Source organism: Neomoorella stamsii (genome assembly GCF_002995805.1).
GTDB lineage: Bacteria > Bacillota > DSM-521 > Neomoorellales > Neomoorellaceae > Neomoorella > Neomoorella stamsii.
Window position 1 is genome coordinate 250401 of record NZ_PVXL01000046.1, and the last position, 24661, is coordinate 275061.

Below are 24661 nucleotides of genomic sequence, written 5' to 3' on the forward strand. Positions count from 1 at the left end.
CGGTAGAAAAATCCTGCTAACTGGTGTAAAATTAATTTAAAAATTCAATTTGCCCCCCGGCCAAGCTGCCGATCTGCACCAGGGACTCCACCCGGATGCCCTGCTCCCGCAAAGTCTCGCCGCCGCTCTGGAATACCTTTTCAATCACAGTACCGATACCCACCAGGGTGGCCCCGGCCTGGTCGATAATCTTTAACAATCCCCTGGCCGCCTCCCCGGAGGCCAGGAAATCATCGATAATCAGCACCCGGTCCTCCGGTCCCAGGTAACTGCCGGCCACTACTATGTCTATGACCTCCTCTTTGGTAAAAGAACGCACCCGGCCGCAGTAAGTATCACCTTCCATGGTGGAAGGCTGCTTTTTTTTAGCAAAAACCACCGGTACCTTGAGGCAGAGGCCCGTCATCAAGGCTACGGCTATCCCGGAAGCTTCCACCGTCAGGACCTTGGTTATACCGCTGCCGGCAAACCGGCGGGCAAACTCCTCACCAACTTTTAACATCAGGATAGGGTCAATCTGGTGGTTTAAAAAGGAATCTACCTTCAAAATATCGTCGGAAATAACCCGCCCTTCCTGGCGGATTTTTTCTTTTAACAATTCCACAACCGACAAAGCTTCTTTACTCCTCCCCCTGCTCGTTGAACGTTATTACGATAAGGCTATTATAGCGTAAGCCGGGCCAAATGAGAAGGTTGTTGGGCAGGAAAAGCCGGGCAAAAGCAACGAACATTGCTGGAGTTGAATAAATCCTTGTTACCTGCCTGTAAGCCTGATATAATTATTCAGAACGCCAGCAGATACCAGCAGGTAGAAGCCCACCTGAGGAGGAGACCCGCCTTGACGAATCTTTTAGCGCCAGTTTTTCATGCCATTACGGAGTTCATTGCCAGCCTCGGCTATACAGGTATAGCCATAGGTATGGCCATTGAAAGCGCCTGCATACCTCTCCCCAGCGAAATTATCCTGCCCTTTGGCGGTTACCTGGTAAGCACCGGCCAGCTCAGTTTCTGGGGTACCGTCCTGGCCGGTACCATTGGCGGTACCATTGGTTCCATTGTCGCCTACTTTGTGGGTCTCTGGGGCGGCCGCCCTTTCTTAAGAAAGTATGGCCGCTATTTCTTTTTCTCCGAAAAAGAATTCGCCGTAGCGGAAAAATGGTTTCAGCGCTACGGCGAAGCAACCGTCTTCTTTACCAGGCTGATGCCCGTCATCCGGACCTTTATTTCCCTGCCGGCCGGCATTGCCGCCATGCCCTTTGGCCGTTTTGTTATTTATACCTTCCTGGGCTCCCTGCCCTGGTCCATCCTCCTGGTCTACGCCGGCCGCCAGCTGGGGGCCAACTGGGAAGCCCTGGGTCCCCTTTTCCACCGCTTTGATGTGGTTATCGTCGCGGGCCTCATCCTGCTAGTGTTCCTTTACTGGCGGCGGCACCGGAAACGGTAGGTTAATCTTAATGGCCTGATAGGTATAACTGTCTACCTGGTAGCGCATCTCCATGGCCGCCATAGGTGCCGGCTGCCCCCGGTAAGCAGGAGCAAAGGCCAGGATGAGGTTAATAACGCTCCTGACGGGTAAAAAGGTTTGGGGATTGACGTAAACTAAACCCCAGTAAGAGAATGAACGGACAAGTTTGCCAGGCGGGTTCAGGTAGGTTTCCAGGCCCTCGCCCAGGGCTGCCGGCGGTAAAAAGCCGGTAACACTCCCGGGTGTATTGAGGCGGGTATAAAAACTGATACCCAGGACTTCCTGGCCTGCAACTTTGGTTACTCCTAGGAAGCGATAGTGCAAGTAGGGAAAGATTCCTGCCGGCAACCCCAGGTTTTGCTGCTGGCGCATTAAGAGGGTAACATCGGGAGCCAGGTTTAACTGCTGCCAGTCACCGGGCTGGCCCGGAGCCTCTGTAACTCGGCGGTACAGGCTGCCATTGCTAACAACCTGTTCTATGCGCAGGGTCTTACGGCCTTCCAGTTCCAGCTCAGCAACCTGGTGCATTTGCCCCGGCAGGAGAAGTTCATTGAGAACCTCTCCCTTAATTGCCAGCCGGTCCAGTTCCATCGTAGCCGGTAAACCCGGCCGGCTGTGAAATTTAATACTGGCCTCGCCCCGGGTAGCAATACCCTGCTGCCGGGCCAGGGCCTGGCGGCATTTATCCATAAGATCTTTCGCCCCGGGGTCTGAGCTAAAGACTTCTGCCAGCCAGCCAGCCGCTGCTGCCGGTGCCAGGACGGCCATTGGTCCCCCCGGTGGCAGTAACCCCTGGCGCTGGAAAAAGGCATACTGGTTGAAGCCGTAGGGTATATCCCCCGGTTGCAGTGCGGTAGCGGGCGAACTGATCTCATTGGGTAACCCCAGGACCCGGGCGGTGAGAATAACAGCCTCCAGGGTGGTTATCTCCTGGTCGGGACGCAGAGTGCCGTTGGGATAGCCATGGATCATCCCCTCCTGCCAGAGGGCCTTTAAAGCCGGTGCATACCAGCTACCGGCCGGGACGTCTCCGGGCAGGTTGTCGCCAGCAGCCACACTTTTAATCTGGGCCGCTGCCGCCAGCATAACGGCAAAACCGCCCCGGGTTAATGCTGCTGCCCTGGCCTGTTCCGGCGGTAACAGGGCCAGAAGTGAGCTCGCCGCCGGCCCGGCCCAGGCCGTTCCCCACGGCAGCAGCAGGAAAAACATGATTAGCCCGGCCAAACTAGCTTTCCGCATTTTCTCCCCTCCCGCAAAAATAACTTTGTCACAGGCTGGCATTGTCTAGCCCGCACCAAAGTCCTCGCGGAGCGCCCAGCACTCACTAAACTCAGGTGCCTCCAAAGGTAGTGCGACTGCATAAACCGAAGAACTGGTTACTGCGGCTTCGCCAGGACCGCTTCGCCGTTCGGTAGAAGCTCGCTCGCTTCAGACAAATGCCAGCCCGCAATTTTAATGCTTTCGATGGTTGTGGGCTCCATTTAATTCCTATTATACTATATCTTTCCATTTTACACCAGCAAAAAAACAGGTATCTAAAAAAGATACCTGCTTTTTAGCGCCTGTATTTTAGCTTAACTCAGCTGCCGCGGGTAACCGGCAAAGAGGCTCCGGGCCTCTTCAAAGGTTGTGTCCGGTGCCGGCAGGATGAGATCCGATTCTACCAGTTCGGTATCGGGAATGCGGCTGCCCCGGCCGCGGATCAAGGTCAGGACCTCCCGGAAATTAGTATCATATTCCTCCCGGTTACCTGCCGCCAGGGCATCCAGCAGCCTGTCATCCAAACGGTCGAGTTCGCTCAAGGCCTCCCCTTCCAGCCGGTACTGGCCTTCCGTTAAAATGCGGATAATCAAGCTTTGCCCACCTCTTTCTTCAAGCGTTCCAGTTCCGCCTGGACCTGGCTGGCAGCGCCGGCCTGCTTCAATTCCCTCTCCAGGGGATCGGCCGTTTCCAGGGCGTCTTCCAGCACTCCGGCATTTACCAGTTCGTCAATGGCTGCTGCCCGGGCCCGCATTTGCTCAGTTTTTTCTTCGGCCCGCTGGATGGCTAGGGAGACGTCGGCCAGCTCTTCCGACAGGCCGGTAGCCGCTTCCCCGATCTTGACCTGGGCCTGGGCCGCCGAATACTGGGCCTTGATTATTTCTTTCTTGGTCCGGAAGGCCTCTACCTTGGCCTGGAGTTTGGCCTCCACGGCAGCCAGTTTTGCCTGTTCGGCCTCCAGCCCTTTAATCTGCTCTTCCAGGCCATCCAGCTGCTGCTGGATGGCTGCTTTCCGCTCCAGGGCGGTGGTGGCCAGGTCCTCCCGTCCCAGCTGCAGGGCCTGGCGGGCCTGTTCTTCCAGCTTTTTCTGGCTATCCTTCAGCTTTACGGCCTGGAGTTCCAGGCGTTTTTTGGAAGCAACGACATCAGCCAGGTTACGTTTGACGTTCTGGAGCATTTCCAGCTGGCGGTTGTAGGAATATTCCAGGGTTTCCTGGGGGTTTTCTACCTGATCGAGGATCTTATTCATCTTGGATTTGAAAATTGTCGACATACGTGACAGGATGCCCATAGTACAAAAACTCCTTTCGTGGGTTATACCGGGCAACCCCAGAGGGGATACCAGCGGGTTAGATCCTTTTCCCAGGGAAGCTCCTTCTCCATTAAAGCCGCCAAGCGCATTTCCCCGGCATTATCCCGCTTCTTATTCCGTTCATCAACGGGGATAAAGGGATAAAAGGCTCCCCGCTTATAGCTAAAAATGAGATAGAGGACCTGGTCCTTTTTCTGCAGCTTAAAAACCGCCGCCAGCAGGCGGTCGCCGGCGCCCTTGTCCTTAAAATTCTGGCCGGCCATGTGAGCCAGGGCCACCAGGTCCTCCCAGTCGCGGTCGGCGAAGATGAGCCACTGGTAGCCATATTCATCCTTTTTACTCTCCAGGCGGCCCTCCATTTCCCGGGCAGCCAGGGATACCAGTTCCTCCGTCTCTTCGCGGGCGCCGGCAAAAAAACTATCTTCCCCAGGCCGCAGGACCACCCCGGCCCGGCCGCCGGGTTGCCAGCCCAGCTCGCTTTCCAGGGTAACAATGGCCGTGCTCAGGGCAAAAAGGGGCTCCGTCCGCGCCGGCGGTACCCGGGTCCGCCCCAGGAGGGCGTCCCATAAGCTCACCGCCAATCCTCCATTTCCCGCTCCAGTTTACGCAGGTAGGCCAGGCGGCGCTCCAGGGACGGGTGGGTAGAGAAAAGCTCCATGATGCTGTTGCCATTTAAGGCCGGGATAATGAAGAAGGCGTTAAAGGCCTCGGCCTGGCGTAAATCCCGGTCAGGGATGCGCGCCATGCTGCTGCTGATCTTTACCAGGGCGGAGGCCAGCTGACCCGGCGAACCGGTAAGGATGGCCGAACCCCGGTCGGCGGCAAATTCCCGGTAACGGGACAGGGCGCGAATGAGGAAGTAACTGACCAGCCAGACCACCAGGGACACCAAATAAACCAGCATGGTATTGTTGCGCTCGTCCCGGTCACGGCCGCCAAAGGCGCCGCCCCAGTAGAAAAAGTTTTGCACAATAAAGGAAGCGACGGTAGCAAAAAAGCTGGCCAGCGTCAGCACCGTCATATCCCGGTTTTTGATATGGCTCAATTCATGGCCCAGGACGGCTTCCAGTTCCGGCGGATCGAGGCGCTCCAGGATCCCGGTTGTCACTGCCACGACGGCGTTGGCCGGATTACGGCCGGTGGCAAAGGCATTGGGCATGGGAGTATCAACAATAGCTACCCTGGGTTTGGGTAAGTCGGCCAGGGCGGCCAGCCTTTCCACCAGGGCATGGAGTTCCGGCGCTTCCCTGGGCGATACCTCCCGGGCGCCCATGGACCATAGCACCATGCGGTCGGAAAAGTAATACTGGACGGCCAGCATGATCCCGACAAAAATGATAATACCTGTATAACTGACCCCGGCCTGCCACAGGACGGCCAGGAAGAAGAGATACAGGGCTGCCAGCAAAAACATGGTTAAAAACATCCGCGCCGTTAAACCGGCATCGCTGCCAAGTTGGCGTCGCATAGCCACCCTCCCCGAAAATAGAAGTAAGATGTGGTAAGTGTTCCAACTACAAATCTATTCCCTGAGTTCCTCACGCATGCGGTGGTACTCGTCGGTGGTGATTTCACCCCTTGCATAACGTTCCTTCAAAATTCCCAGGGGGTCGGGACGCAGCGCGGGCTGCTGGCCGGTGCGGCGGTTAAACAGGCTTACCAGGCCATAAACCGCCAGGACCAGGATACCGATTAGAAACACCCACCAGACCAGCATCCAGAGGCCCATTCCCCAGCTGCCATAATATCCCCACATCATATATCATAACCTCCTTAACTATTTTTGGCAAGTTCAGGGTCGATTTTGGCATACCCCCCATATGTAAAGCTTAATTTTATCTTATTTACCGGCTTCACCTCTGTCAAGGAACTTCACCAAAACTTCAAAATTAGTATATACCGGTGGGATATAAATTATCTAATGGTATTTAAGCGCATAAAAAGGTTGCTGCCGTGGGATATTTTCTTTTAGAAGGCCAGATATTAATTATTGGAGGTGCCTTTTATGCCGCGCATTACCTGCAGCGTAAACAACTGCCATTACTGGTCCAGTGGTAATGTCTGTGATGCCTCGCAGATCCTGGTTACTTCCGATGCCATGAGTAACTCTCAACCCCAGAATGTCGATGCCCCCATGGCCGGCACTATTTCAGCCACCCCTGTTAAGTCTTCGGCAGAAACCTGCTGCAAGACTTTCATTGCCAAGGGCTCTGCTGAAAAGAATGCCGACGGCATCACCCGCAAATAGCACTGCCCGGTTAAATTGGCAAACGGCAGGTAAACCCTGCCGTTTTTATTTTAGTGGAGCATATAATATGGATCAGGGGGGCCTGGTGCCAGTTAAACCAGGGCCAACCGGAGGCCGACCTAGATGTAATGTAAGTAAACCAGGCTCGCAGGAATTGATACTCCATGCAGAGGGAAGTGCCATGTCCGGACCAATCCCCGTTTTAAAACCCCCGGCCCTTCTGGAGGGCGATACCATCGGGATCATTGCCCCGGCCAGTCCCTTGCCGGACCCGGCGTACCTGGCCCGGGGCATCCAATTCTGGCGCAGCCTGGGCTACCGCGTCCGTACCGGGGCCCATATAAGCAAGGCCGTCGGTTACCTGGCCGGCAGCGATGCCGGGCGCCTGGCCGACCTGCACCAGATGTTCCGGGACCCGGAAGTAAAGGCCATAACCTGCCTTCGGGGCGGTTATGGCACCCTGCGGCTCCTGGCTGATCTCGACTACAACCTTATCCGTTGCCATCCAAAAATTTTAGTGGGCTACAGCGACATTACGGCCCTGCACCTGGCCCTCAACAAAATGACCGGCCTGGTAACCTTCCACGGCCCTATGCTCTATCCCGAACTGGGCAGCGAGGACTTGCCACCCTATACCAGGGAAAACCTCAGCCGTGCCCTGACGGTTGCTTCACCCCTGGGCAGCATCCCGCCAGCGCCGGGATTACCCCAACCAGTGACCATCAATCCCGGACAGGCCGAAGGGATAGTCACCGGTGGCAACCTGTCCCTGGTATCAGCCACCCTTGGTACGCCCTTTGAAATTGACACCCGGGCGAAAATCCTTTTCCTCGAAGAAGTGGATGAGGCGCCCTACCGCATCGACCGGATGCTCACCCAGCTCAAGCTGGCAGGTAAGCTGGAGGCGGCGGTCGGGATTGTTTTTGGTATCTGTACCGGGTGCGGGGATTCCTCTCTTAAACCCGGCCCCCTGGAAGTCATAACCGGGCACCTGGCCCCCCTGGGCATTCCCTGTTTCTACGGCCTGCCGGCCGGCCACCTGGCTACCCAGGCCACCCTGCCCCTGGGTATCCGCGCCCGCCTGGATGCGGCGGCGTGTACCCTGGCTTACCTGGAGGCGGCGTTGGCGCCGGTTTAAAACTACAGCTGGCTTCGGCTTTGTACCACGACCCCCGCTAAAATTCCCGCCGCCTATTCCTGCCGCCAGTTGGCCAGGTAGCGTTCCTGTTCTGCCGTCAGGGTATCTATCTCCACCCCCAGGGCCCTTAAGCGCAATGAGGCCACCTGGCGGTCGATTTCCCTGTTCACGGGGAGGACCCGGGGCGGCAGCTTGCCGGCGTTCTTTACCAGGTAGTCCAGGGAAAGGGCCTGGAGGGCAAAGGTGAGGTCCATGATCTCCGCCGGGTGGCCGTCGGCAGCCGCAATGTTTACCAGGCGCCCCTCGGCCAGGAGATAGATGCGCCGGCCGTCTTCCAGGACAAACTCCTCAATATTGCGGCGCGCCACCCGGTGGCTTTTAGCCATAGCCATTAAATCCTGCTTGTTGATTTCCACGTCAAAATGGCCGGCGTTGGCGAGTATGGCCCCGTCCTTCATGACGGCGTAATGTTCACTGCGGATGACATTGGCGCAGCCGGTAACCGTCACAAAGAAGTCCCCGGCTTTAGCCGCTTCCCGCATCGGCATGACCTGGAAGCCGTCCATTAAGGCTTCATTGGCCCTGACCGGGTCAACCTCGGTGACTATTACCCTGGCACCCAGCCCTTTAGCCCGCATGGCCACCCCCTTGCCACACCAGCCGTAACCGGCAACGACCACAGTCTTGCCGCAGACCGTCAGGTTGGTATTGCGCATGATACCATCCCAGGTAGACTGGCCGGTACCGTAACGGTTGTCAAAGAGGTGCTTGCAGTCGCCGTTGTTGACGGCCACCATGGGAAAGGCCAGGGCACCCTCGGCTTCCATGGCCTGCAGGCGTAAAATGCCGGTGGTGGTCTCTTCGGCACCGCCGGTAATCCCCGCCAGGAGCTCCCGCCGGCCGGTATGGAGTAAATGGACCAGGTCGCCGCCGTCATCAATCAACAACTGGGGCCTGGTATCCAGCACTTTATTCAAATAAAAATTATATTCTCCCGCCGTGCAGCCGTGGTGGGCATAGACAGATACGCCAAGGCTTGCCAGGCCGGCACAGACGTCATCCTGGGTGGACAGGGGATTGGAACCACAGATGGCCACTTCCGCCCCCCCGGCCTGGATGACCAGGGCCAGGTAGGCTGTCTTGGCCTCCAGGTGCAGGCAAATGGCCACCCTTTTGCCGGCAAAAGGCCGCCGCTCCTCAAAATCCCGGCGAATTTCATTTAATATGGGCATATGCTTTTGGACCCACTCGATTTTCAGCAGCCCCTCGGGGGCCAGGCCGGGATCGCGAATAATAGACGCAGCCATTTCCTACTCCTCCCTTTTCAGACCTCAATCTTCCCACCGGTAAGGCTGCAGCGGCAGTTTCTTTCCCGGGGAATCCTGGGGATAGTTTGCATGATGAGATCGCGCAGGTTCTTGCCGTTCTGGTCCATGATCTCCAGGACCTCGGCGTGGCTTAAAGGAGTGGCGGAAATGCCGGCCGCCATATTGGTCACCATGGCAATGAGGCCGTAGCACAGGCCCACCTCGTGGGCCAGGATCACTTCGGGCACATTGGTCATCCCCACCAGGTCCCCGCCCAGCTGCCGGATCATACGGATCTCGGCTGGCGTCTCAAAGCGCGGTCCTTCCGTACAGGCGTATACCCCACCGTCATGGGCCTTTATTCCCAGCCCGGCCGCCGTCTCCACCAGCAGCCGCCGCAGTTCGGGGCAATAAGGCGTGGTAAAATCCGTATGGACTACCCCCATCTCGCCGCCTTCAAAAAAGGTATAAGTGCGGGTTTTGGTAAAGTCCAGGAAATCATTGACAATGACGAAATCCCCGGGCCTGTACCCGGGGTTGGTGGAACCAACGGCAGCCGTGGCCAGCACCCGTTCCACTTTAAGCATCTTCAGGGCCCAGATGTTGGCCCGGTAGTTCACCCTGTGGGGAGGCACGGTGTGCTTCTCCCCATGGCGGGGCATGAAACCTATCTCCTGGCCCTGGTAAGTACCGACCTTGAGGACGGCCGTACCATAGGGCGTATCAACCCTTTCTTCCCGGATATTGCTTAAAATACCCGGATCGTAAACCCCGGAACCGCCGATAATCGCAATCCGCACCCAGATAACGCCCCTTCTATGTAGTATTTTACTGTGCACTATTTAACGATTTTATCATAGAACCATAATTTAACACTGTCAATTAAAAGTTAGGGAATACTTGCAGGGGCCACCTGCTGCCCTGCCGCAAGTGGCCTTGCCCTGGCCGCCCCTTCTTGCCCCGGCCGCAGGAAGCTAGCCGGCTACCTGCCAAGGGTTACACCGGGGACTACAGCTTCTTGATGGACCCGGTCTTCAGGTCCTGGAGGAATTTCTCCCTTTCAGCAGCAACGCCTTCCCTTTCCCGCATGATATTACGGGTGAACTGCTCCCTCTTTTGCTCTTGCTCTTCCTCCAGGGCTTCAGCCAACCGTCGCTGCTCGTCAATTTCCCTTTCCTTATTCATTTTCGTACCCGGCCTCCTTAGGGGTGGTTTTTTATATTATGCGCGCGATATTTTGTTTATATGGCGGGCGGATGATCCCTCTTTCCGTAATAATGGCCGTTACATAACGGTGAGGAGTCACGTCAAAGGCCGGGTTAAAAATGTTGATGCCTTCCGGCGCCGTGGGCCGCAGGCCAAAGTGGCTGACTTCAGCCGGGTCTCTTTCTTCAATGGGTATCTGGTCGCCGCTGGAGAGGCTCAAGTCAAAGGTGGAAGCCGGTGCCGCCACATAAAAGGGGATGCCGTGTTCCCTGGCCAGGATGGCCACCCCGTAGGTACCGATTTTATTGGCCACATCGCCGTTGGCCGTAATGCGGTCGGCGCCGACGATGACCGCCTGGACCCAGCCCCGGGCCATGACGGCGGCAGCCATATTATCGGTAATCAGGGTAACCGGGATGCCCGCCTGGTGCAGCTCCCAGGCCGTAAGCCTGGCTCCCTGGAGCAGGGGCCGGGTCTCATCGGCAAAGACCTTGAGGACTTTACCCCGGGAAGCCAGGTAATAAATGGGCGCCAGGGCCGTGCCGTAGCGGGCGGTTGCCAGGGTACCGGCATTGCAGTGGGTGAGGACTGCTTCAGCATCCTGGAGGAGGGGAGCGCCATTTTTCCCGATGGCCTGGCACATGGCTTCATCTTCGTCGCGGATGGCCAGGGCTTCCTTTAACACCAGTTCCTTCAAGGCAGAAACATCATCCGTCGTGGCGGCTGCCACTGCCTGCTGCACCCGTTTTAAGGCCCAGAAAATGTTCACCGCCGTAGGCCGGGATGAGGCCAGGTAAGCGGCGGCCTGTTTTAGCTCGGCCTCAAATTCCGCCCTGTCCCCGGCCCGGGAATCCTTGATAGCCAGGTAAAGGCCCAGGGCCGCAGCTATGCCGATAGCCGGTGCCCCCCGGACCTTGAGCTTTTTTATAGCATCCCACATCTCCTCTACCGTCCGGGGCCGGATAATAACCAGTTCCCCGGGCAGCCTCGTCTGGTCGATCATCTCCACCTGGCCGTCCCGCCAGGCAATGGGGGTGATGGGTTCGTATGGCAAACAAGGGCACCTCGTTTTCTGTTTATTTCTTGCTGTCAGCTGCCAGCAGGGCCGCGCCCAGGGCGCCAATGATCTGCGGGTCCGGGGGTACGCGAATAGCGGTCCCCAGGTTATCTTCCAGGCTCTTGACGACACCCCTGTTTTTCGCCACCCCGCCCGTCATGGCTACCGGCTCTTCCCAGCCCACGCGGCTGGCCATGGCCGCTACCCGCTGGGCAACAGCTTCATGCAGGCCGCGGATTATTTCGGCTACCGGCCGGCCTTCGGCCACCAGGGAGACCACTTCTGATTCCGCAAAAACCGTGCACATGCTGCTGATGCTGGCGCCCCGCGGTGCTACCAGGGAGAGCTCCCCCATTTCTTCAACGTTGACCTCCAGGGACCGGGCCATGACTTCCAGGAAACGCCCGGTCCCGGCGGCGCACTTTTCATTCATGACAAAGTCCCGCACCTTCCCCCCGCGGTCAAGGAGGATTACCTTGCTGTCCTGGCCACCGATATCAATTACTGTCGCCACCTCCGGCCAGAGGTGATATATCCCCCGGGCATGGCAGGTTATTTCTGTCACTTTGCGGTGGGCAAAAGGTACCCTGACGCGCCCATAGCCGGTGGCCACAATACCGTCTACCTGCTCTTCCCCTATACCCGCCTGATCCAGGGCTGCCTTCAAGGCTCTCCAGGCAATATCTTCACTCCGGACCCCGCTTTTCATAACAACCGACCCGGCAATCGCTCCATCGCGGATAACGACAGCTTTGGTCGTCAGCGAACCCAGATCCAGTCCCGCAGTTACAGTCAAAAGGACAACCTCCTTTAAACTGCTCGTAGCATTTCCAGAAAACCTTCCAGGCGCGTCCTGATGGCGCCAGGAGCGTACTTGCTTTTATCCACGCAGTCCCCTTCCAGGTTCAGGAAGGGGATCTCCCTGTCCCGCAAAGCATCCTGCAGCATGCGCAGGCCGGCCGTGCTCTGGCGGCAGCCCCAGTGGGCAAAGTGAATGACGCCATCCACCTGGTAGGCGTCAACCATGGCCAGGATAGCTTCTATCCTCCTGCTCATGCAACCCAGGCCGTGGTGGCTTAAGACCTTGCCCGCCAGGCTGTAAAACGGCCTGGCCGGGTCCAGGGGTTCCCAGTAGACGTGGTGCATTTCTTCGAAAACAACCACCGCGCCGGCCTCCTGTTCCAGGAGGTTAAAAATCTCCGTGGGATAATAAGGCCGCAGGTGGAGCCACAAAAGGCGGGCCCTTTCCTCCGGCACGGCCCGGCGTTGTTCCCGCCACCGCTGTTCCAGCTCCGCGGCCAGCTGCCTGTACACCGCGGCCGCAGCCTCCGACCCGAAACCAGCCAGCATCAGGTAAATAAACCCGTGGGCTTCATCACCGCGAATGTAGGCAGGCCGCTGCCGGCGCAGCCGGTTGACGGCCAGCAAGTGCTCCCGGGCCGTGTTCGAGGCAATCACGGCCTCCTGGAAGCGTTCCTGGTCCCACGGGACCCCTAAAGCTTCCGCCAGGGAAAAGGTTATGCTTTTAAGCTGGCGCGCCACATAGTTAATGGCAGCGGCATCCTGCCGGTGAGGGACATCCAGCAGGTAAAAAGGTACATGGTGATAGCCGGCGGCAGCTGCCAGGGACTGGGGGGCGGCATCACAAAGGTGGGAACTGCAAACGACGGCCCCTGGAGGCGGCAAATAGCCGGCCCGGTCGCAGCCGTAGGCCAGGCGGTGGAAAGAACAGCTTTCGCCGCTCACCCACTCGCCTTCAGCCACCCGGAACGCTTCCTCAGCCACCCCCATGCCCACAGCCACAGCGGCGGCCGCTTCCGGAGCAAACGGGACCAGCCCCAGGCCGTACAGGATTTCTGTGGGGAAAAAAACATTGTGCCAGACCACCGGACCCTGCTGCAGGTATGCCGCCGCCACCTGGTCGATGGTATTTAACAGCATCAGGTGGGCTGCCTGCCAGGAATAGCGGTTTTTCTGAGCTGCCACCAGCTGTTTTAACAGTCTATATGTCCAGGGAGATTTAAAAGCCCGCTGCCGCAGCGGGCCGGCCAGGTGGGAACGTATGAACTGGTAAATATCCATAACCCGTACCTCAAAACATTTCTAAGAAAGCTTCCACCCGCGTCTGCCACTGGCCACGACCACCGCCGGTATAGTCCCCGTCGAGCCGTAACAGCGGCAGGCCCCTCCGGTCGCAAAAATCCTTCATGGCGCGGAAGTCGTAGATGGCTGCGTCGCAAAATTTCATAACATGATAAATTACCCCATCGATCTGGTAATCATCAACCACGCCGGCCCAGTACTGCTGCCGCCGGGTTTGATCGGCAACCATGCGGGGGCAGGGCGGTCCTCCCAGGTAGAGCTGGGCCAGGTGCAGGTAAGGGTCCCCCGTTTCCCGCGCTACCTCCGCCAGCAAAAAACGCCGCCCGTTACAGGCGTCTTCGAAAACAGACCAGCCCCCCCATTCTTCAACCATGGCAGGTAGTTCAGCCGGGAGAATGCTGCCTGCCAGCATCAGGCGCGGCCGCCCCCGGAAGTCCGGCCGGGACCGCTGCTCTATGGCAGCGATCCCGGCCTGCCCTTTATCCCGGCCAGCCGCCGTCGCGCAAGTTTGCCACCTGTCCAGCCAGGCCATGACGTCACTCCCGCTTAAGCAAATTTCCCCCCGCGCCCGGGCAGCCAGGAACTCTCGCCAGCAAGACCGCTGCTCTTCCCAGGCATTGATCGCCTGCCACAAGAGGCTGTCCTCTAACTGCCGCTCACCCAGCCGGGCCAGTTCTTTTGCCAGCCGGCGTAAATTCTGGCTGTAGTAGAGGACAGCCTCTTCGTCCAGCCGCCTGGGGACGTCCAGAACCAACGTTACTCCCTGGCCACCATAACGGGGCCAGGTGCTGGCCAGGTGGATCATGGCATTGCAGGAGCGGGCTATAACTGTGCCGGCCAGAGCCGGCAATTCCTGCCTGATGGCTGTTTCCAGGCAGCTTTTGACGTAAGGGCAAAGGTTGCCCACCAGGTATGTATCAGCTCGCGGGGTATTGCCCTCCCTGCCCAAAAGGCGGTAAGGGATAAATCCCAGGGCCGTAATAATTTCTACCGGCGTATAATGGCAGAACCAGCCGATCAAAGCACCCATTTATTTCACCCGATATAACACTTTTCGCAGCAGCACCTTAAACAAAACTGCCCCCGGCCAGAGCAAGGAACAGGTCTTCATCTTCTGCTATACACACAATATAGCATATAGTGAGGAAGAAGTTAAGGGTTTAAAGTTAAATAAAAAGAGCCTCGCTGCCAGGCGAGGCTCCCCTTGCTACCTTTCCCCATGCTTTATAAAGGCTGCACTGCCACCAGGTTGCTGCCGCCATAATAGTCTACTTTAGCCTTAAATTTCTCGCTGACAAATCTTAAGGGTACGAGGGTCCGCCCATCAACCACCTGGGCCGGGACATCCAGGTCAACCGTTACGCCATCTACCAGGGCTTTGTTGCTCCCTATTGCCAGGCGAATGGTGGAGCCCCTATTTTTAATGATTACTTCACCATTGTCATAGTTTACAGTTGCACCCAGTCCCTCAGCCAGGAACCGTACAGGTATCAACACCCTGTCGTTTTCAATCCGGGGAGGAACATCAAATTGCAGGCCCTTCCCCTTGACATAAACCTTTACCTGCAAGTCCCCGCTGGCCGCATAAGCCTGATCTAATTGCTGGTAAGCCTCTTCGTCACCAGGCTCCTGCTCCAGGACGGTCTCCAGTAATTCCCGGGCATTTTTAAACTTGCCGGCCTTTAAGTACATCACACCCAGGTGCTTCTTTAATTGTGTCCTGGTACCGGCATCAAGGGTCGTGTCTGCTTCCACGGCAGTTTCCAGCTGCTCCGTAACGCTGGCAATCTCGTCGGCGTCCTTCCAGGAGCCCAACTGTGCCTTGGCTTCATAAACTGCTTCAGCTACACTTCTCCCCTCCAGGATCGCCGTCAATGCAGCCCGCGCTACGGGATTTTTCACATGCAGCAGGGCATTCTCCACGCCTTTATAAACATGCCCGGCCACACTTTTACCGTTCTTAATCTTTATTTGTTCCCTTTCGCGCTCCCTCTCCCTCGTCCTTTCCTGCTCCTGGTCAGCATCCTGCTGCCCATCATCCGGCAACCCGGCTTCCAATTCCAATTCATACTCCCAGGTCCATCGCTTTTCTCCTCCTGCCCTGGCCCAGGCGGGCAAGACAAAGGAAAACACTAGAACCAATCCAACTACCAGCGCTACGAACCGTTTGCCTTTCTGCATATTGACTCCTCCCTGTTTCTTTTAAGGTTTCACCATATGTTTCGTTCTGGCATTCATTTTTGGGAGGGTCCTAGGAAGAATGAGTAGAAGCTATCCGGGGGGACCGGTGGAGAAGGTAGTCCTCATATAGATAAACCAATTCTTTGTCGTCAAGGGAGCGCTTTAGCTGCACCGCTGCCGCCCGCACCCGTTCCAGTATGGCTGCGGCTTCCTCCTGGCTCAAGGCGATGCCGTATTCGGCAAACTTTGCCTTGATGGCGGCGGTGCCGGAGTGCTTGCCGATTACAATCTGCCGCTTCAGGCCGACTTCTTCAGGCGCGAATACCTCATAAGTCCGGGGATTTTTTAGGGCGCCGTCGGCATGAATACCTGATTCGTGGGCGAATATGTTACTGCCGACGATCGGTTTCCACGCAGGCAGTTGCCGCCCGGAGGCGCGGGCCACATATGCGGCGATTTCCCGTAACCTTTCCGTCTTGAAGCCGAGATCGACCCCGTGTAGGTGCTTGAGGGCCATGACCACCTCTTCCAGGGCGGCGTTCCCTGCCCTTTCCCCCAGCCCGCTGATGGTGGCATCCACCCAACCAGCACCGGCCTTGACGGCCGCCAGGGCGTTGGCCGTGGCCAGGCCGAAGTCGTTATGACCGTGAAACTCCAGTTCCAGGTCTATTTTTTCTTTCAACCAGGCAAGACGCTCAAAGGTGGTGAACGGGTCCAGAACACCCACGGTATCACAGTAACGCAGCCGTTCCGCCCCCAATTCCCGGGCCAGGAAAGCAAACTCCAGTAAGAAAACTGGGTCTGCCCGGGAAGCGTCCTCCGCTCCCACTGTCACCCGCAGGCCGTGGTCCATGGCATAGAAGCAGGCCTGCCGCAAACGCTCCAGCACCCACTGATGGCTTTGCCCCAGTTTGTACCGGATTTGAATGGGCGACACGGGAGCGGAAATATGCACATCCCGTACCCCACAGGCCAGGGAGGCGCGGATATCCTCCCATACCATCCTGTTCCAGGCGCTGATCCGGCATTTTGAGCCCATCCGGACCATGGCCCTGATAGCCTGTTGCTCCATTTCCCCCATGGCCGGCGTGCCGGCCTCAATCTGCGCTACACCCAGCAGGTCCAGCATCCGGGCGATGGTTACCTTTTCCTCAAGGTTAAAAGCCACCCCCGGGGCCTGCTCCCCGTCCCTCAAGGTCGTATCCACAACCCGCACCTGCATCAGCCTCACCTCCAGGGCAGGGCATAAAATCTCATCCCAGCCTCCCCGCCGCGTCCGCCCGGCAGCGCCGGCAGTGGGACATCTGGTCAATAATGGGCGACAACTTCCGGCGCAACAGGTTGACCCGCTCCGGCGGCGGTGGCAGCAGTCCGACAAATTCCCCCTGGGGAATCAGGGGAATTATGTTCATGACATGCGCCCCGGCCGCCTTCACCGCCCGGGCCACCTCTTCCAGGTGATGGTCATTGATTCCGGGAATGAGCACGCTGTTTACTTTAACGACCATGCCCGATTCCCGGGCCCGGCGAATGCCCCCACTCTGGGCCTGCCACAGGAGTTCCGCCCCGGCAGCTCCCTTATATACCCGTCCTCGGTAAGATACGTAATCGTAGATCCGGCTGCCTACCGCCGGGGAAACGGCGTTCACCGTCACCGTCACCGCCCGCACCCCTGCTTCCCGCAGCGTCGGCAGGCTTTCGGTCAACAACAAGCCGTTGGTGCTGATACATTTTGTCAGCCACGGAAAACGGCGATGTACCAGCCGCAGGGTATAGATCGTGGCCTTATTGGCCAGGGGCTCCCCGGGACCGGCAACGCCTACAACCCGGATGCACCTGTCCCTTTCCACCAGCCGCTGCACGTGCTGCAGGGCTTCCCCTGGGGTCATCAGGTGGCTGGTCACGCCGGGGCGGTTTTCATTGGCGCAATCGTAGAGCCGGGTACAATAGCGACACTTTATGTTACAGTCCGGCGCTACCGGCAGGTGGATGCGCCCGAACCACCTGGCAGCGGCTTTGTTGTAGCATGGATGTTCCCTGGTTATCTCTTCATAGGCTGGATCTCCCATTCTCCTTTTTCCCCCTCTCCACACACCGTACATATTCAGCCATCTTTTCTTCTCCTTCTTCCCGCAAAAGCTCGTTTTTGCTCAACCGCCACACCGGCGCTCCCACCAGGGCCGCCGCTTCCCGGGCCAGATGCACAAAACCGTTGAAGCCGGCATAAGGGCTTGTTTCCTGGGGAAAAACCAGGAAGGGTAATCCAATCTTATGGGCCACAAATCTTTCCCTGGTACCCCCCACCAGCAAATCCGGCCGGTAGCGGTGCCAGAATTCCTCCAGCTCCCGCTGGTGAGCGTCGTCGATCAGCGGCGTTCCCCGGCCCAGGCAGCGGCGGGAGTCGGTATAATCTTCCTGACAGCCGAATTGGGAGCCGCATAAAACCACCTCCATACCCAATTCCCTGAAGGCCCCGGCCATGGAACCCATACGTGAAGCGCCAAAAAACAGGGCCACCCGCTTGCCTGCCAGGCGTCCCAGGTAAGGAAGCGCCCTCTGCCGGGCGGCTTCCGCCTCCTTTTCTACCCACGCCGCCTCCTCCGGACGGTTAAAGAAAGCAGCGATGGCCTGCAGGGCCGCCGCGGTTGCGTCCAAACCGAAAAAGGATACCTTCCGCCAGGGGATACCGAAGCGCTCCTCCATCCTCCGGGCCAGCCAGCGCCCGGTACGCCCACAGTGGACGATGTTGAGCCGGGCCCGGCGAGCCCGGGCCATATTTTCCATCGTTGCCCGTCCGGAAACGGCGCAGATAATATTTAAACCGAGACGCTGCAATAGCTGCTCAATTTCCTTCAAATCGCCCTGAACATCAAACTCACCCAGGATGTTCACACTGTTTTCCAGGGGCGTCCCGGCAGAACCGCGCCCGATAAAATGCTCCAGCAGGGCTGCCGCAGCGACATCGTGCCCGTCACCCTGGCTCACCCCGCCAAAACCCGGGCAGTTGACCGGCACCACCGGCAGGCCCAGGGCAGCCGCCGCCTGTTTGCAGATTGCCTCCACGTCTTCACCGATCAGTCCTGCCGCGCAGGTAGTGTAAACCAGCACGGCTGACGACCGGGGAAACAAACTTACTGCTTCCCTGATGGCCTCTTCCAATTTTTCCCCGCCGCCAAAGATAATCTCCTTTTCTCCCAGATCAGTAGAAAACACCTTGTAAATCTTTTGTCGTACCGTCTGGCTGTAGTAGGCACAACCCACCGGCCCGTGGATGAGGTGAACCGCGTCCCTGATGGCCGCCAGCATCCAGCGGGCTCCGTAAAGCAGGCAGGCCCGCTGGGAGATCACCCCGGGTAAGGTCCGCCGCTCACACGCGGGCAGGTTCGCCGGCTCCAGGTGCCCAGCCCGTTCGGGCATTGTTTCAATGAGCATTTGCCTCCCTCATCTCCTTACAGCTGCTGGGTACGGTCATCCGGGTACTGGTAATCCAGCATGCTGTTGACAATTTCCGCCAGGAGCATCTCCCCACCCCGGTAACCGACAATGGGGCGTTTTTGATAACCGAAGCGGTCATAGATAGGAAAACCTACCCGCACCAGTGGTACCTGCAGCTCACGGGAGATGTCTACGGCCCGGGAATTACCGATAATCAGGTCCAGGCGCGGTTGTTTTTTCAGGTACTCCTCAAACTCGAACAGGTCACCGCCGTTGATGATCAGCGGCGGTTCGCCTTCATACCCTGCCTCGGCCAGGATGGCCTCTACATCGTGGACGAAGGTCTTACTGGCCGTACCACCGGCCAGGGCCACCGGCTCCATCCCCATTTCCAGCACGAAGCGAGTGACACCGAGCACGATATCAGGGTCCCCCATAACAGCCACCTTTTTCATCATGGTGTGATGCAAGGTGTCGGCCAAGGAATCAACCAAACGTCCCCTTTCCTCTAAGAGGCTCCGGGAGATGGGTTTTCCGGTTATTTCCCGCAACGCTTTTAAAAAGGCATCGGTGCCCTGTACTCCCACCGGCGGCGGCCCCACCACGGCACGCACACCGTATTTGCGCTCCAGGTAGCGGGCCCCGGCCTGGCCGGCGTGGGGCTGCAGGGCAAAGGTGGCCAGCGAATTGGCCATATCTTTAATTTCCTCTACCTCAGTGCCGCCGGGAGCCCAGTAGGGGACGGACGTTGGCGGCTCCAGGGGAGCGTCCAGGGTATCGGAAATATCAAAGAGCACTATCGCTTCTATACCCATGTGGCGCAGCAGGTGTTTGATCTCCCGGATATCGCCCGGGTAGAGCAGGCCGGGGATGATATTCACCTTGCCGTTGGGCTCCCCTCTGGTGGTAGCCAGGGTCTCCACAAAGGCACGGGAGGCGCGGTCATAACCTTCCACGTGGGACCCGGCAAAGCTTGGGGTGTTAACCAGCACGATGGGGATCTGGTCCGCTTTTTCCGCCCCGATCTCTTTGCGCAGGTTGGCCCTGGCCATTTTGATAAAGCTGACCATATCGTCGCCGATAATCTCGCTGGAACAGGTGGTCACCACACCAATCAACTCCGGCCAGTAACGTACCACCAGGTTGCGAATGCCCTCCACCAGGTTGCGCCGGCCGCCAAAAACCGCTGCATCCTCATGGAAGGAGGCGGTAGCGATAACGGCCGGTTCTTTAAAAATACGGCTGAAAGTATAGCGCACGTAGGTGGTACAACCCTGGGCGCCCTGGACAAAGGGAACTGCCTTTTTTACTCCCAGCACCGCCCACATGGCTCCCAGGGGCATACAGGTACGGTTGGGATTGATCACCACACTCCTGCTCGTGGAGGGGATCAGCTCTGCCGGCCGCTCACAATACTCCGGCGTGGCCGGGACTTTGGCGATTTTTATCTGATCGTAAGGTATGCCCGCAATAGGAATTTCCTTTAGCTGCATGCCCTTCCCCCCTCGTCTTTTAATGGAGCACCGTCAAGGCCCCACTGGAATTGCCAAACCGGTGCATAAAGGGCCTGGTAAATATCCCGGGCGAAATTAACCATACCGACAAAGCCGGCGTAAGGACCTTTTTCATAAGAATGGGAGTTTACCGTGGGAATACCCATCTTGCGCGCGATATACTTTTCTTTTAGTCCCGTTAAAAACAGGTCCGGTTTTTCGCTCTTTAGCATCTCTTCGATTTCAAACTCGTTGGGGTTGTCGATAACCAGCATTCCCTCCGGCGCCCGGGCGTTGATCTTTTCATAGTCGTCTTGGTGGGCAAAGGTGCAGGCGACGGCCACCACGGTCATCCCCAGTTCCTCCATCAGCTTGATCCAGTGCCAGACCCGCGGCCCGCCAACGTAAATGGCCACCCGCTTGCCCTTTAACTTTTCCCGGTAGAAAGCCAGGCTCTTCTCTACCCGCTTCATTTCTTCAGCAATTACCTCCTCGGCCCGCTCCTCCAGGCCAAAGAAGGCGGCCGTTTTCCGCAGCGCTTCCGCAGTCTGTTTAATCCCGAAGAGTGAGACGCGAATAAAGGGTATGTTAAACCCGTCTGCCAGCATGTGGGCGATATACTCGGCCGAACGCTGGCAGTGCACCACGTTTAATTTTACGTCGGGCATCTTGACCAGGTTTTCGATGCGCTCGTTACCGCTAAAAACGGCTGCAACGCGCACGCCGATTTTTTCAAAGAGGGGCTTCACCACCTTTAAATCCCAGTCCATGTTGTACTCGCCAATCAGGCAGATGTCATAGGGCGTTTTTTCTTCTTCGCTCATTTTTAGCTCCGGCCGGCGCTCCCTTAACTGCCGTATCTGCCGGTAAAACTGGGTGTTAAAATCGTGGTGACCTTTTGACTGGCTCACCCCGGAGCAACCAGGTGATTCGGAAGTGAAGATCAGCTTGCCGGTTTCCTTCTCAACCTGCCGGGCTATCGCCTGCACGTCGTCGCCGATCAGGCCGGTGGTGCAGGTGGTAAAAATAATCAGGCCCTTTGCTTCAGGGAAGAGCCGGATGGCGTCCAGGCAGGCCCGTTCCAGCTTTTTCATGCCTCCAAAAACAACGTCTTTTTCCTGCATGTCGGTACACACGCAGTAGCGGCGGTTGAAGGCAACATTGGTCAGGCGAGTGGGCGTAGCCCAGAGATAAAAGTCGGACAGATGGCGCCGCGTACCCCAAGTGTACCAGGCACAACCTACAGGCGCATGAACCAGTTGGATGACGTCGGCAATTGGTCCGCCTACGACCCCGCGGGCACCGGCAAAAGCACACCCCCGCTCGGTCATATCCCCGGGAAGGGTGGCGATATTACAGGCCGGAATTATGGATTTCTCCTTTTCGGTGCGGTAAATATGCTTATCCCGCTCGGGAATCGTTTCGTTGCACTTCATTTTTACCATCGGCATGATGTTCTTCCCCCTTCTCAATCAGATGGCCGCCTCTCCCTTTTCCCCCGTACGTATACGTACTACTTCCTCAACAGGACATATAAAGATACGCCCGTCGCCAATCTGACCGGTACGGTTGATTTTGATGATTGCCGCCACAACCAGGGACACGTCTTGATCATTTACCACCAGGGAAAGCATCCTTTTGGGCACGTATTTCATCCCACCCTCCTGGTTTTGCAGTTCGGGGCTGACGGTGAAGGCTACTTCCCCAAGAATGCCTTTCTGCTTACCCCGCCCGACTACCTTGCAGGCGGTCATACCCGGAAAACCTAACACGTCAAGGGCTTTTTTGGTAGCGTTAATTTTATTGGGCCTGATGATGGCAACTATTTCTTTCAAGGAGATCACCCTTTCCCTACAGCCCGGCGGAACCTGTCCGTACGGTGTAGGCTTCTTCCACCGGTGTGACAAAGATCTTGCCGTCACCGAAGTTGCCGGTATGGGCTGACCTGGTAATGATCGCTACCACTTCTTCCACCTGGCTGTCTTCCACTACCAGCATGATCATTACCTTGGGCAGTTCGTCGTAATAGATACTGCCCATATGAATACCTCTTTGTTTACCCCGCCCGACCACATCCATTTTGGTCAGGGCCACGTATCCGGCTTCAGCCAGGGCATCTACCACTTCTTCGCTTTTTTCGGGACGAATGATAGCCCGGAGCATTTTCATATCTATAACCCCCCATATATAAATTTTCGTCTTCTCTTGAGGCTTCCGGTTTTTAGTCCAACAGCCCGAATTTGACCACCAGGCTCTCCATTTCGTCCATGGTCATCGGTTGCGGAATGACGAACATATCGTTATCAATGATTTTTCTGGCCAGCTCTCTGTACTCCCGGGCCTGGTTGCAATCCGGATCGAACTGGGTCACCGTCTGGCGGTTAAATTCCGCTTTCTGGACGATATTGTCCCGCGGGATAAAGTGGAGCATCCGGGTACCGATGCAAGAACAAAACTCTTCCATCAATTCCCTCTCCCCATCAACGTTACGGCTGTTGCAGATGATACCCCCCAGCCTGACGCCGCTCTGTTCGGCATACTTGACCATACCGCGACAGATATTATTGGCGGCATAAAGGGCCATCATTTCCCCCGAGGCCACAATGTAGATCTCCTGGGCCTTACCTTCACGCACCGGCATGGCAAAACCGCCGCAGACAACGTCACCCAGTACGTCGAAAAAGATGAAATCCAGGTCCGGTGTATAAGCACCCAGCTCTTCCATTAAACTGATGGCCGTGATTACACCCCTGCCGGCACAACCAACACCTGGTTCCGGCCCTCCGGACTCGACGCACCTGATCCCGCAAAACCCGGTCTTTACTACCCGGTCGACGGTCACCGCATCTTCTCCGAACTCCCGCAGGGTATCCATCACCGTCTCCTGCGGTTTGCCGCCGAGAATCAACCGTGTGCAATCCGCCTTGGGATCGCAGCCGTGAATCAAGACTTTTTTCCCATAGAAGTAGGCAAGGGCGGCAGCGGTATTTTGCTGGGTGGTGGATTTGCCAATCCCACCCTTTCCGTAAATGGCAATTTTTCTGGTCATAATCAACCCTCCATATTTCTTGTTTTTAATGCAAAATCCTAAACCTACACTTGTTTCTACGTCCGAGCCGCTGCAGTCTCCGGGCCTGCTGTAACGGCTGAAGATGACCTGTATCTTATCGTCCGGCCGGACGTTTCCTGCAAAACGTAAAAAGGGTGCTTTCCTGGAGCAACACTGCTCCTTTAAAGCACCCTTGCATTGATCTTTTGATTAAAAAGGTTTAATAATCCTGGCTAATAGAATAAAAAAGCGCTCTTTCAGAAGACGGATCTCCTGAAAAGCGCCTTTACCTTACCTCCACCATTGGATAACATGTTTGTGCACGATGAAACGCCTCTTGATAGTATCTCCCGTCAAAAAGCGTCCTTCTGTGGATTAATACTCCTCTCCCTCTGCCTTAGCTCATATTATAAGCCAGGGATGAATTTTTGTCAACTCATCCCGGCTCAATCGCGGCGCAATCTTACCGGCTTATCCGCCTGGCATTCATTTTTGGGAGGGTCCTGCCAGCCAGTTGCGGCCCAAAGCAAGGAAAATGCCTGCCATTAGACCCAGGACCAGGGCCACGGCAGCATTGAGCAGCAGGCGAGGCCTGACCTTTTCCGGCTCGCTGAGATCATCAACGATTTTTGCCGGGTGCATGGCGGCCAGTTTATCCTGGAGGGAAAGGTACTGTCCTGTCAGTCCAACCTTTTCCTGGGCCTGGATCCCCTGCAACTGGGCCAGTTGCAGGGCATAAAGCTTTTGCTCAACCTCGTTTAAAGGCGCTTTTTCCAGGCCGGCAATAAGCTCATTAATTTTTTCCCTGTCGGTACTGGATTGTTCCAGGTCGCGGCTGATTTTATGTAGCTCTTTTTCCAGCGGCGCCCGGCGCTCTTCATAAACTTTATTCCGCTGCTCAATAAAAAGGGCCACCATTTTACCTGCCACGGCTGCAACCTGCCGGGGGTCCTGGCCCTCCAGGGAAAACCTGAGGTATTCGGTATCTTTGATCACTTCCCCGCGGGCTTTAAAGCTGCGGGGGTCAGCCGGTATTGCCAGTTGCTCCAGGGCCGTGGTTAAGAGGGTCTGGCTCTCAAGTATTGCTTTCCCTTCATTTTGCTGTGAAGCTCTGGTGTCTACCCTTTCTAATTCTACCAGGGCTTCTACTCTATAAACCCTGGGCAACGCCATACTGGCAAGGACAGAAGCTAACACAGCAGCCAGGGTAATAAAGATAATCATCCAGCGCTGGCGCCAGAGGACCAGCAAAATTTCCCTTAAATCTACTTCGTCTTCGTACGGCAGGGCGGGTCCTGAAGGTGGAACGTTCATTGTTGAGGTTAGATGCTCCTTTCTATACTCAGAGCGACTGTTTCGTTTCTATTCGACAGACACATGGAATTTCCTGCCCAGACAAGATTATCC

27 protein-coding genes are annotated in these 24661 nt (G+C 56.9%); 3 read left to right on the plus strand and 24 right to left on the minus strand.

Annotated elements, in window-relative coordinates; all coding sequences use genetic code 11:
* Window positions 1-31: 31 nt before the first annotated feature.
* The gene (gene xpt / locus MOST_RS10500; protein WP_054936607.1) at window positions 32-604 is read right to left on the minus strand and encodes a xanthine phosphoribosyltransferase; all 573 of its coding nucleotides are present in this window, start codon (window positions 602-604) and stop codon (window positions 32-34) included.
* A gap of 234 nt (window positions 605-838) precedes the next feature.
* Here xpt and MOST_RS10505 point away from each other — a divergent pair, with 234 nt between their 5' ends.
* Window positions 839-1444, plus strand: a complete 606-nt coding sequence (locus tag MOST_RS10505) for a DedA family protein (protein WP_054936608.1) — start codon at window positions 839-841, stop codon at window positions 1442-1444.
* Here MOST_RS10505 and MOST_RS10510 read toward each other — a convergent pair.
* The 6 genes from MOST_RS10510 to MOST_RS10535 form a co-directional block, all read right to left on the minus strand.
* Window positions 1406-2704, minus strand: a complete 1299-nt coding sequence (locus tag MOST_RS10510) for an S-layer homology domain-containing protein (protein ID WP_054936552.1) — start codon at window positions 2702-2704, stop codon at window positions 1406-1408. The genes MOST_RS10505 and MOST_RS10510 overlap by 39 nt on opposite strands.
* Before the next feature lie 335 nt (window positions 2705-3039).
* Entirely contained in the window at window positions 3040-3318 is a 279-nt protein-coding gene (gene pspAA, locus MOST_RS10515; protein WP_054936553.1) for a PspA-associated protein PspAA, read from the minus strand.
* Window positions 3315-4016 (minus strand): PspA/IM30 family protein, encoded by a 702-nt coding sequence (locus MOST_RS10520; RefSeq protein ID WP_054936554.1) that lies wholly within the window; start codon window positions 4014-4016, stop codon window positions 3315-3317. Before MOST_RS10520 ends, pspAA begins: the two co-directional genes overlap by 4 nt.
* A 23-nt stretch (window positions 4017-4039) precedes the next feature.
* A complete protein-coding gene (gene pspAB, locus MOST_RS10525; RefSeq protein WP_054936555.1) occupies window positions 4040-4612 on the minus strand; it encodes a PspA-associated protein PspAB in 573 nt (190 codons plus the stop codon).
* Window positions 4609-5505: a zinc metalloprotease HtpX gene (htpX, locus tag MOST_RS10530; protein ID WP_054936556.1), complete on the minus strand. Its 897-nt coding sequence runs from the start codon at window positions 5503-5505 to the stop codon at window positions 4609-4611. Before htpX ends, pspAB begins: the two co-directional genes overlap by 4 nt.
* A gap of 54 nt (window positions 5506-5559) precedes the next feature.
* On the minus strand, window positions 5560-5796 hold the full coding sequence (locus MOST_RS10535) for an SHOCT domain-containing protein (RefSeq protein ID WP_054936557.1): 237 nt from the start codon (window positions 5794-5796) through the stop codon (window positions 5560-5562).
* Window positions 5797-6042: 246 nt separating this feature from the next.
* Between MOST_RS10535 and MOST_RS10540 the strand changes: the two genes are divergently transcribed.
* Both MOST_RS10540 and MOST_RS10545 read left to right on the plus strand, forming a co-directional pair.
* Window positions 6043-6285 (plus strand): DUF1540 domain-containing protein, encoded by a 243-nt coding sequence (locus MOST_RS10540; protein ID WP_054936558.1) that lies wholly within the window; start codon window positions 6043-6045, stop codon window positions 6283-6285.
* 181 nt (window positions 6286-6466) lie between these two features.
* Entirely contained in the window at window positions 6467-7423 is a 957-nt protein-coding gene (locus tag MOST_RS10545) for a S66 peptidase family protein (RefSeq protein ID WP_054936559.1), read from the plus strand.
* A gap of 53 nt (window positions 7424-7476) precedes the next feature.
* Here the strand turns inward: MOST_RS10545 and MOST_RS10550 are convergent, their stop codons facing one another.
* The 17 genes from MOST_RS10550 to MOST_RS10625 form a co-directional block, all read right to left on the minus strand.
* Window positions 7477-8730 carry an adenosylhomocysteinase gene (locus MOST_RS10550; RefSeq protein ID WP_054936560.1) on the minus strand — a complete coding sequence of 418 codons (1254 nt, stop codon included), beginning with the start codon at window positions 8728-8730 and terminating at the stop codon, window positions 7477-7479.
* Window positions 8731-8747: 17 nt separating this feature from the next.
* Complete coding sequence (mtnP, locus tag MOST_RS10555; RefSeq protein ID WP_054936561.1) at window positions 8748-9530, minus strand: S-methyl-5'-thioadenosine phosphorylase; 783 nt, start codon at window positions 9528-9530, stop codon at window positions 8748-8750.
* Window positions 9531-9738: 208 nt separating this feature from the next.
* On the minus strand, window positions 9739-9915 hold the full coding sequence (locus MOST_RS17270; protein ID WP_157049478.1) for a hypothetical protein: 177 nt from the start codon (window positions 9913-9915) through the stop codon (window positions 9739-9741).
* Between the two features lie 31 nt (window positions 9916-9946).
* The gene (gene mtnA, locus MOST_RS10560) at window positions 9947-10990 is read right to left on the minus strand and encodes an S-methyl-5-thioribose-1-phosphate isomerase (protein WP_054936562.1); all 1044 of its coding nucleotides are present in this window, start codon (window positions 10988-10990) and stop codon (window positions 9947-9949) included.
* Between the two features lie 22 nt (window positions 10991-11012).
* Entirely contained in the window at window positions 11013-11789 is a 777-nt protein-coding gene (locus tag MOST_RS10565; protein WP_054936563.1) for an acyl-CoA dehydratase activase, read from the minus strand.
* A gap of 14 nt (window positions 11790-11803) precedes the next feature.
* Window positions 11804-13075 (minus strand): 2-hydroxyacyl-CoA dehydratase subunit D, encoded by a 1272-nt coding sequence (locus MOST_RS10570; RefSeq protein ID WP_054936564.1) that lies wholly within the window; start codon window positions 13073-13075, stop codon window positions 11804-11806.
* Between the two features lie 10 nt (window positions 13076-13085).
* Window positions 13086-14126 (minus strand): 2-hydroxyacyl-CoA dehydratase subunit D, encoded by a 1041-nt coding sequence (locus tag MOST_RS10575; protein WP_054936565.1) that lies wholly within the window; start codon window positions 14124-14126, stop codon window positions 13086-13088.
* A 194-nt stretch (window positions 14127-14320) separates the two neighbouring features.
* Entirely contained in the window at window positions 14321-15277 is a 957-nt protein-coding gene (locus tag MOST_RS10580) for a stalk domain-containing protein (RefSeq protein WP_054936566.1), read from the minus strand.
* 70 nt (window positions 15278-15347) lie between these two features.
* Window positions 15348-16508: a homocitrate synthase gene (gene nifV / locus MOST_RS10585; RefSeq protein ID WP_161952836.1), complete on the minus strand. Its 1161-nt coding sequence runs from the start codon at window positions 16506-16508 to the stop codon at window positions 15348-15350.
* Window positions 16509-16530: 22 nt separating this feature from the next.
* Window positions 16531-17346 carry a radical SAM protein gene (locus MOST_RS10590; protein ID WP_054936568.1) on the minus strand — a complete coding sequence of 272 codons (816 nt, stop codon included), beginning with the start codon at window positions 17344-17346 and terminating at the stop codon, window positions 16531-16533.
* Entirely contained in the window at window positions 17327-18709 is a 1383-nt protein-coding gene (locus tag MOST_RS10595) for a nitrogenase component 1 (RefSeq protein WP_054936569.1), read from the minus strand. The genes MOST_RS10590 and MOST_RS10595 overlap by 20 nt, the downstream gene beginning before the upstream one ends.
* A 17-nt stretch (window positions 18710-18726) precedes the next feature.
* Entirely contained in the window at window positions 18727-20205 is a 1479-nt protein-coding gene (locus MOST_RS10600) for a nitrogenase component 1 (RefSeq protein WP_054936570.1), read from the minus strand.
* Window positions 20196-21656, minus strand: a complete 1461-nt coding sequence (locus tag MOST_RS10605; RefSeq protein WP_054936571.1) for a nitrogenase component I subunit alpha — start codon at window positions 21654-21656, stop codon at window positions 20196-20198. The genes MOST_RS10600 and MOST_RS10605 overlap by 10 nt, the downstream gene beginning before the upstream one ends.
* A gap of 21 nt (window positions 21657-21677) precedes the next feature.
* Window positions 21678-22040: a P-II family nitrogen regulator gene (locus MOST_RS10610; protein ID WP_054936572.1), complete on the minus strand. Its 363-nt coding sequence runs from the start codon at window positions 22038-22040 to the stop codon at window positions 21678-21680.
* Between the two features lie 16 nt (window positions 22041-22056).
* A complete protein-coding gene (locus tag MOST_RS10615) occupies window positions 22057-22374 on the minus strand; it encodes a P-II family nitrogen regulator (RefSeq protein WP_054936573.1) in 318 nt (105 codons plus the stop codon).
* A gap of 52 nt (window positions 22375-22426) precedes the next feature.
* Window positions 22427-23254, minus strand: coding sequence for a nitrogenase iron protein (nifH, locus tag MOST_RS10620; RefSeq protein WP_054936574.1), 828 nt, complete (start codon window positions 23252-23254; stop codon window positions 22427-22429).
* Window positions 23255-23740: 486 nt separating this feature from the next.
* Window positions 23741-24568 carry a Wzz/FepE/Etk N-terminal domain-containing protein gene (locus MOST_RS10625; protein ID WP_054936575.1) on the minus strand — a complete coding sequence of 276 codons (828 nt, stop codon included), beginning with the start codon at window positions 24566-24568 and terminating at the stop codon, window positions 23741-23743.
* Between the last annotated feature and the right edge of the window lie 93 nt (window positions 24569-24661).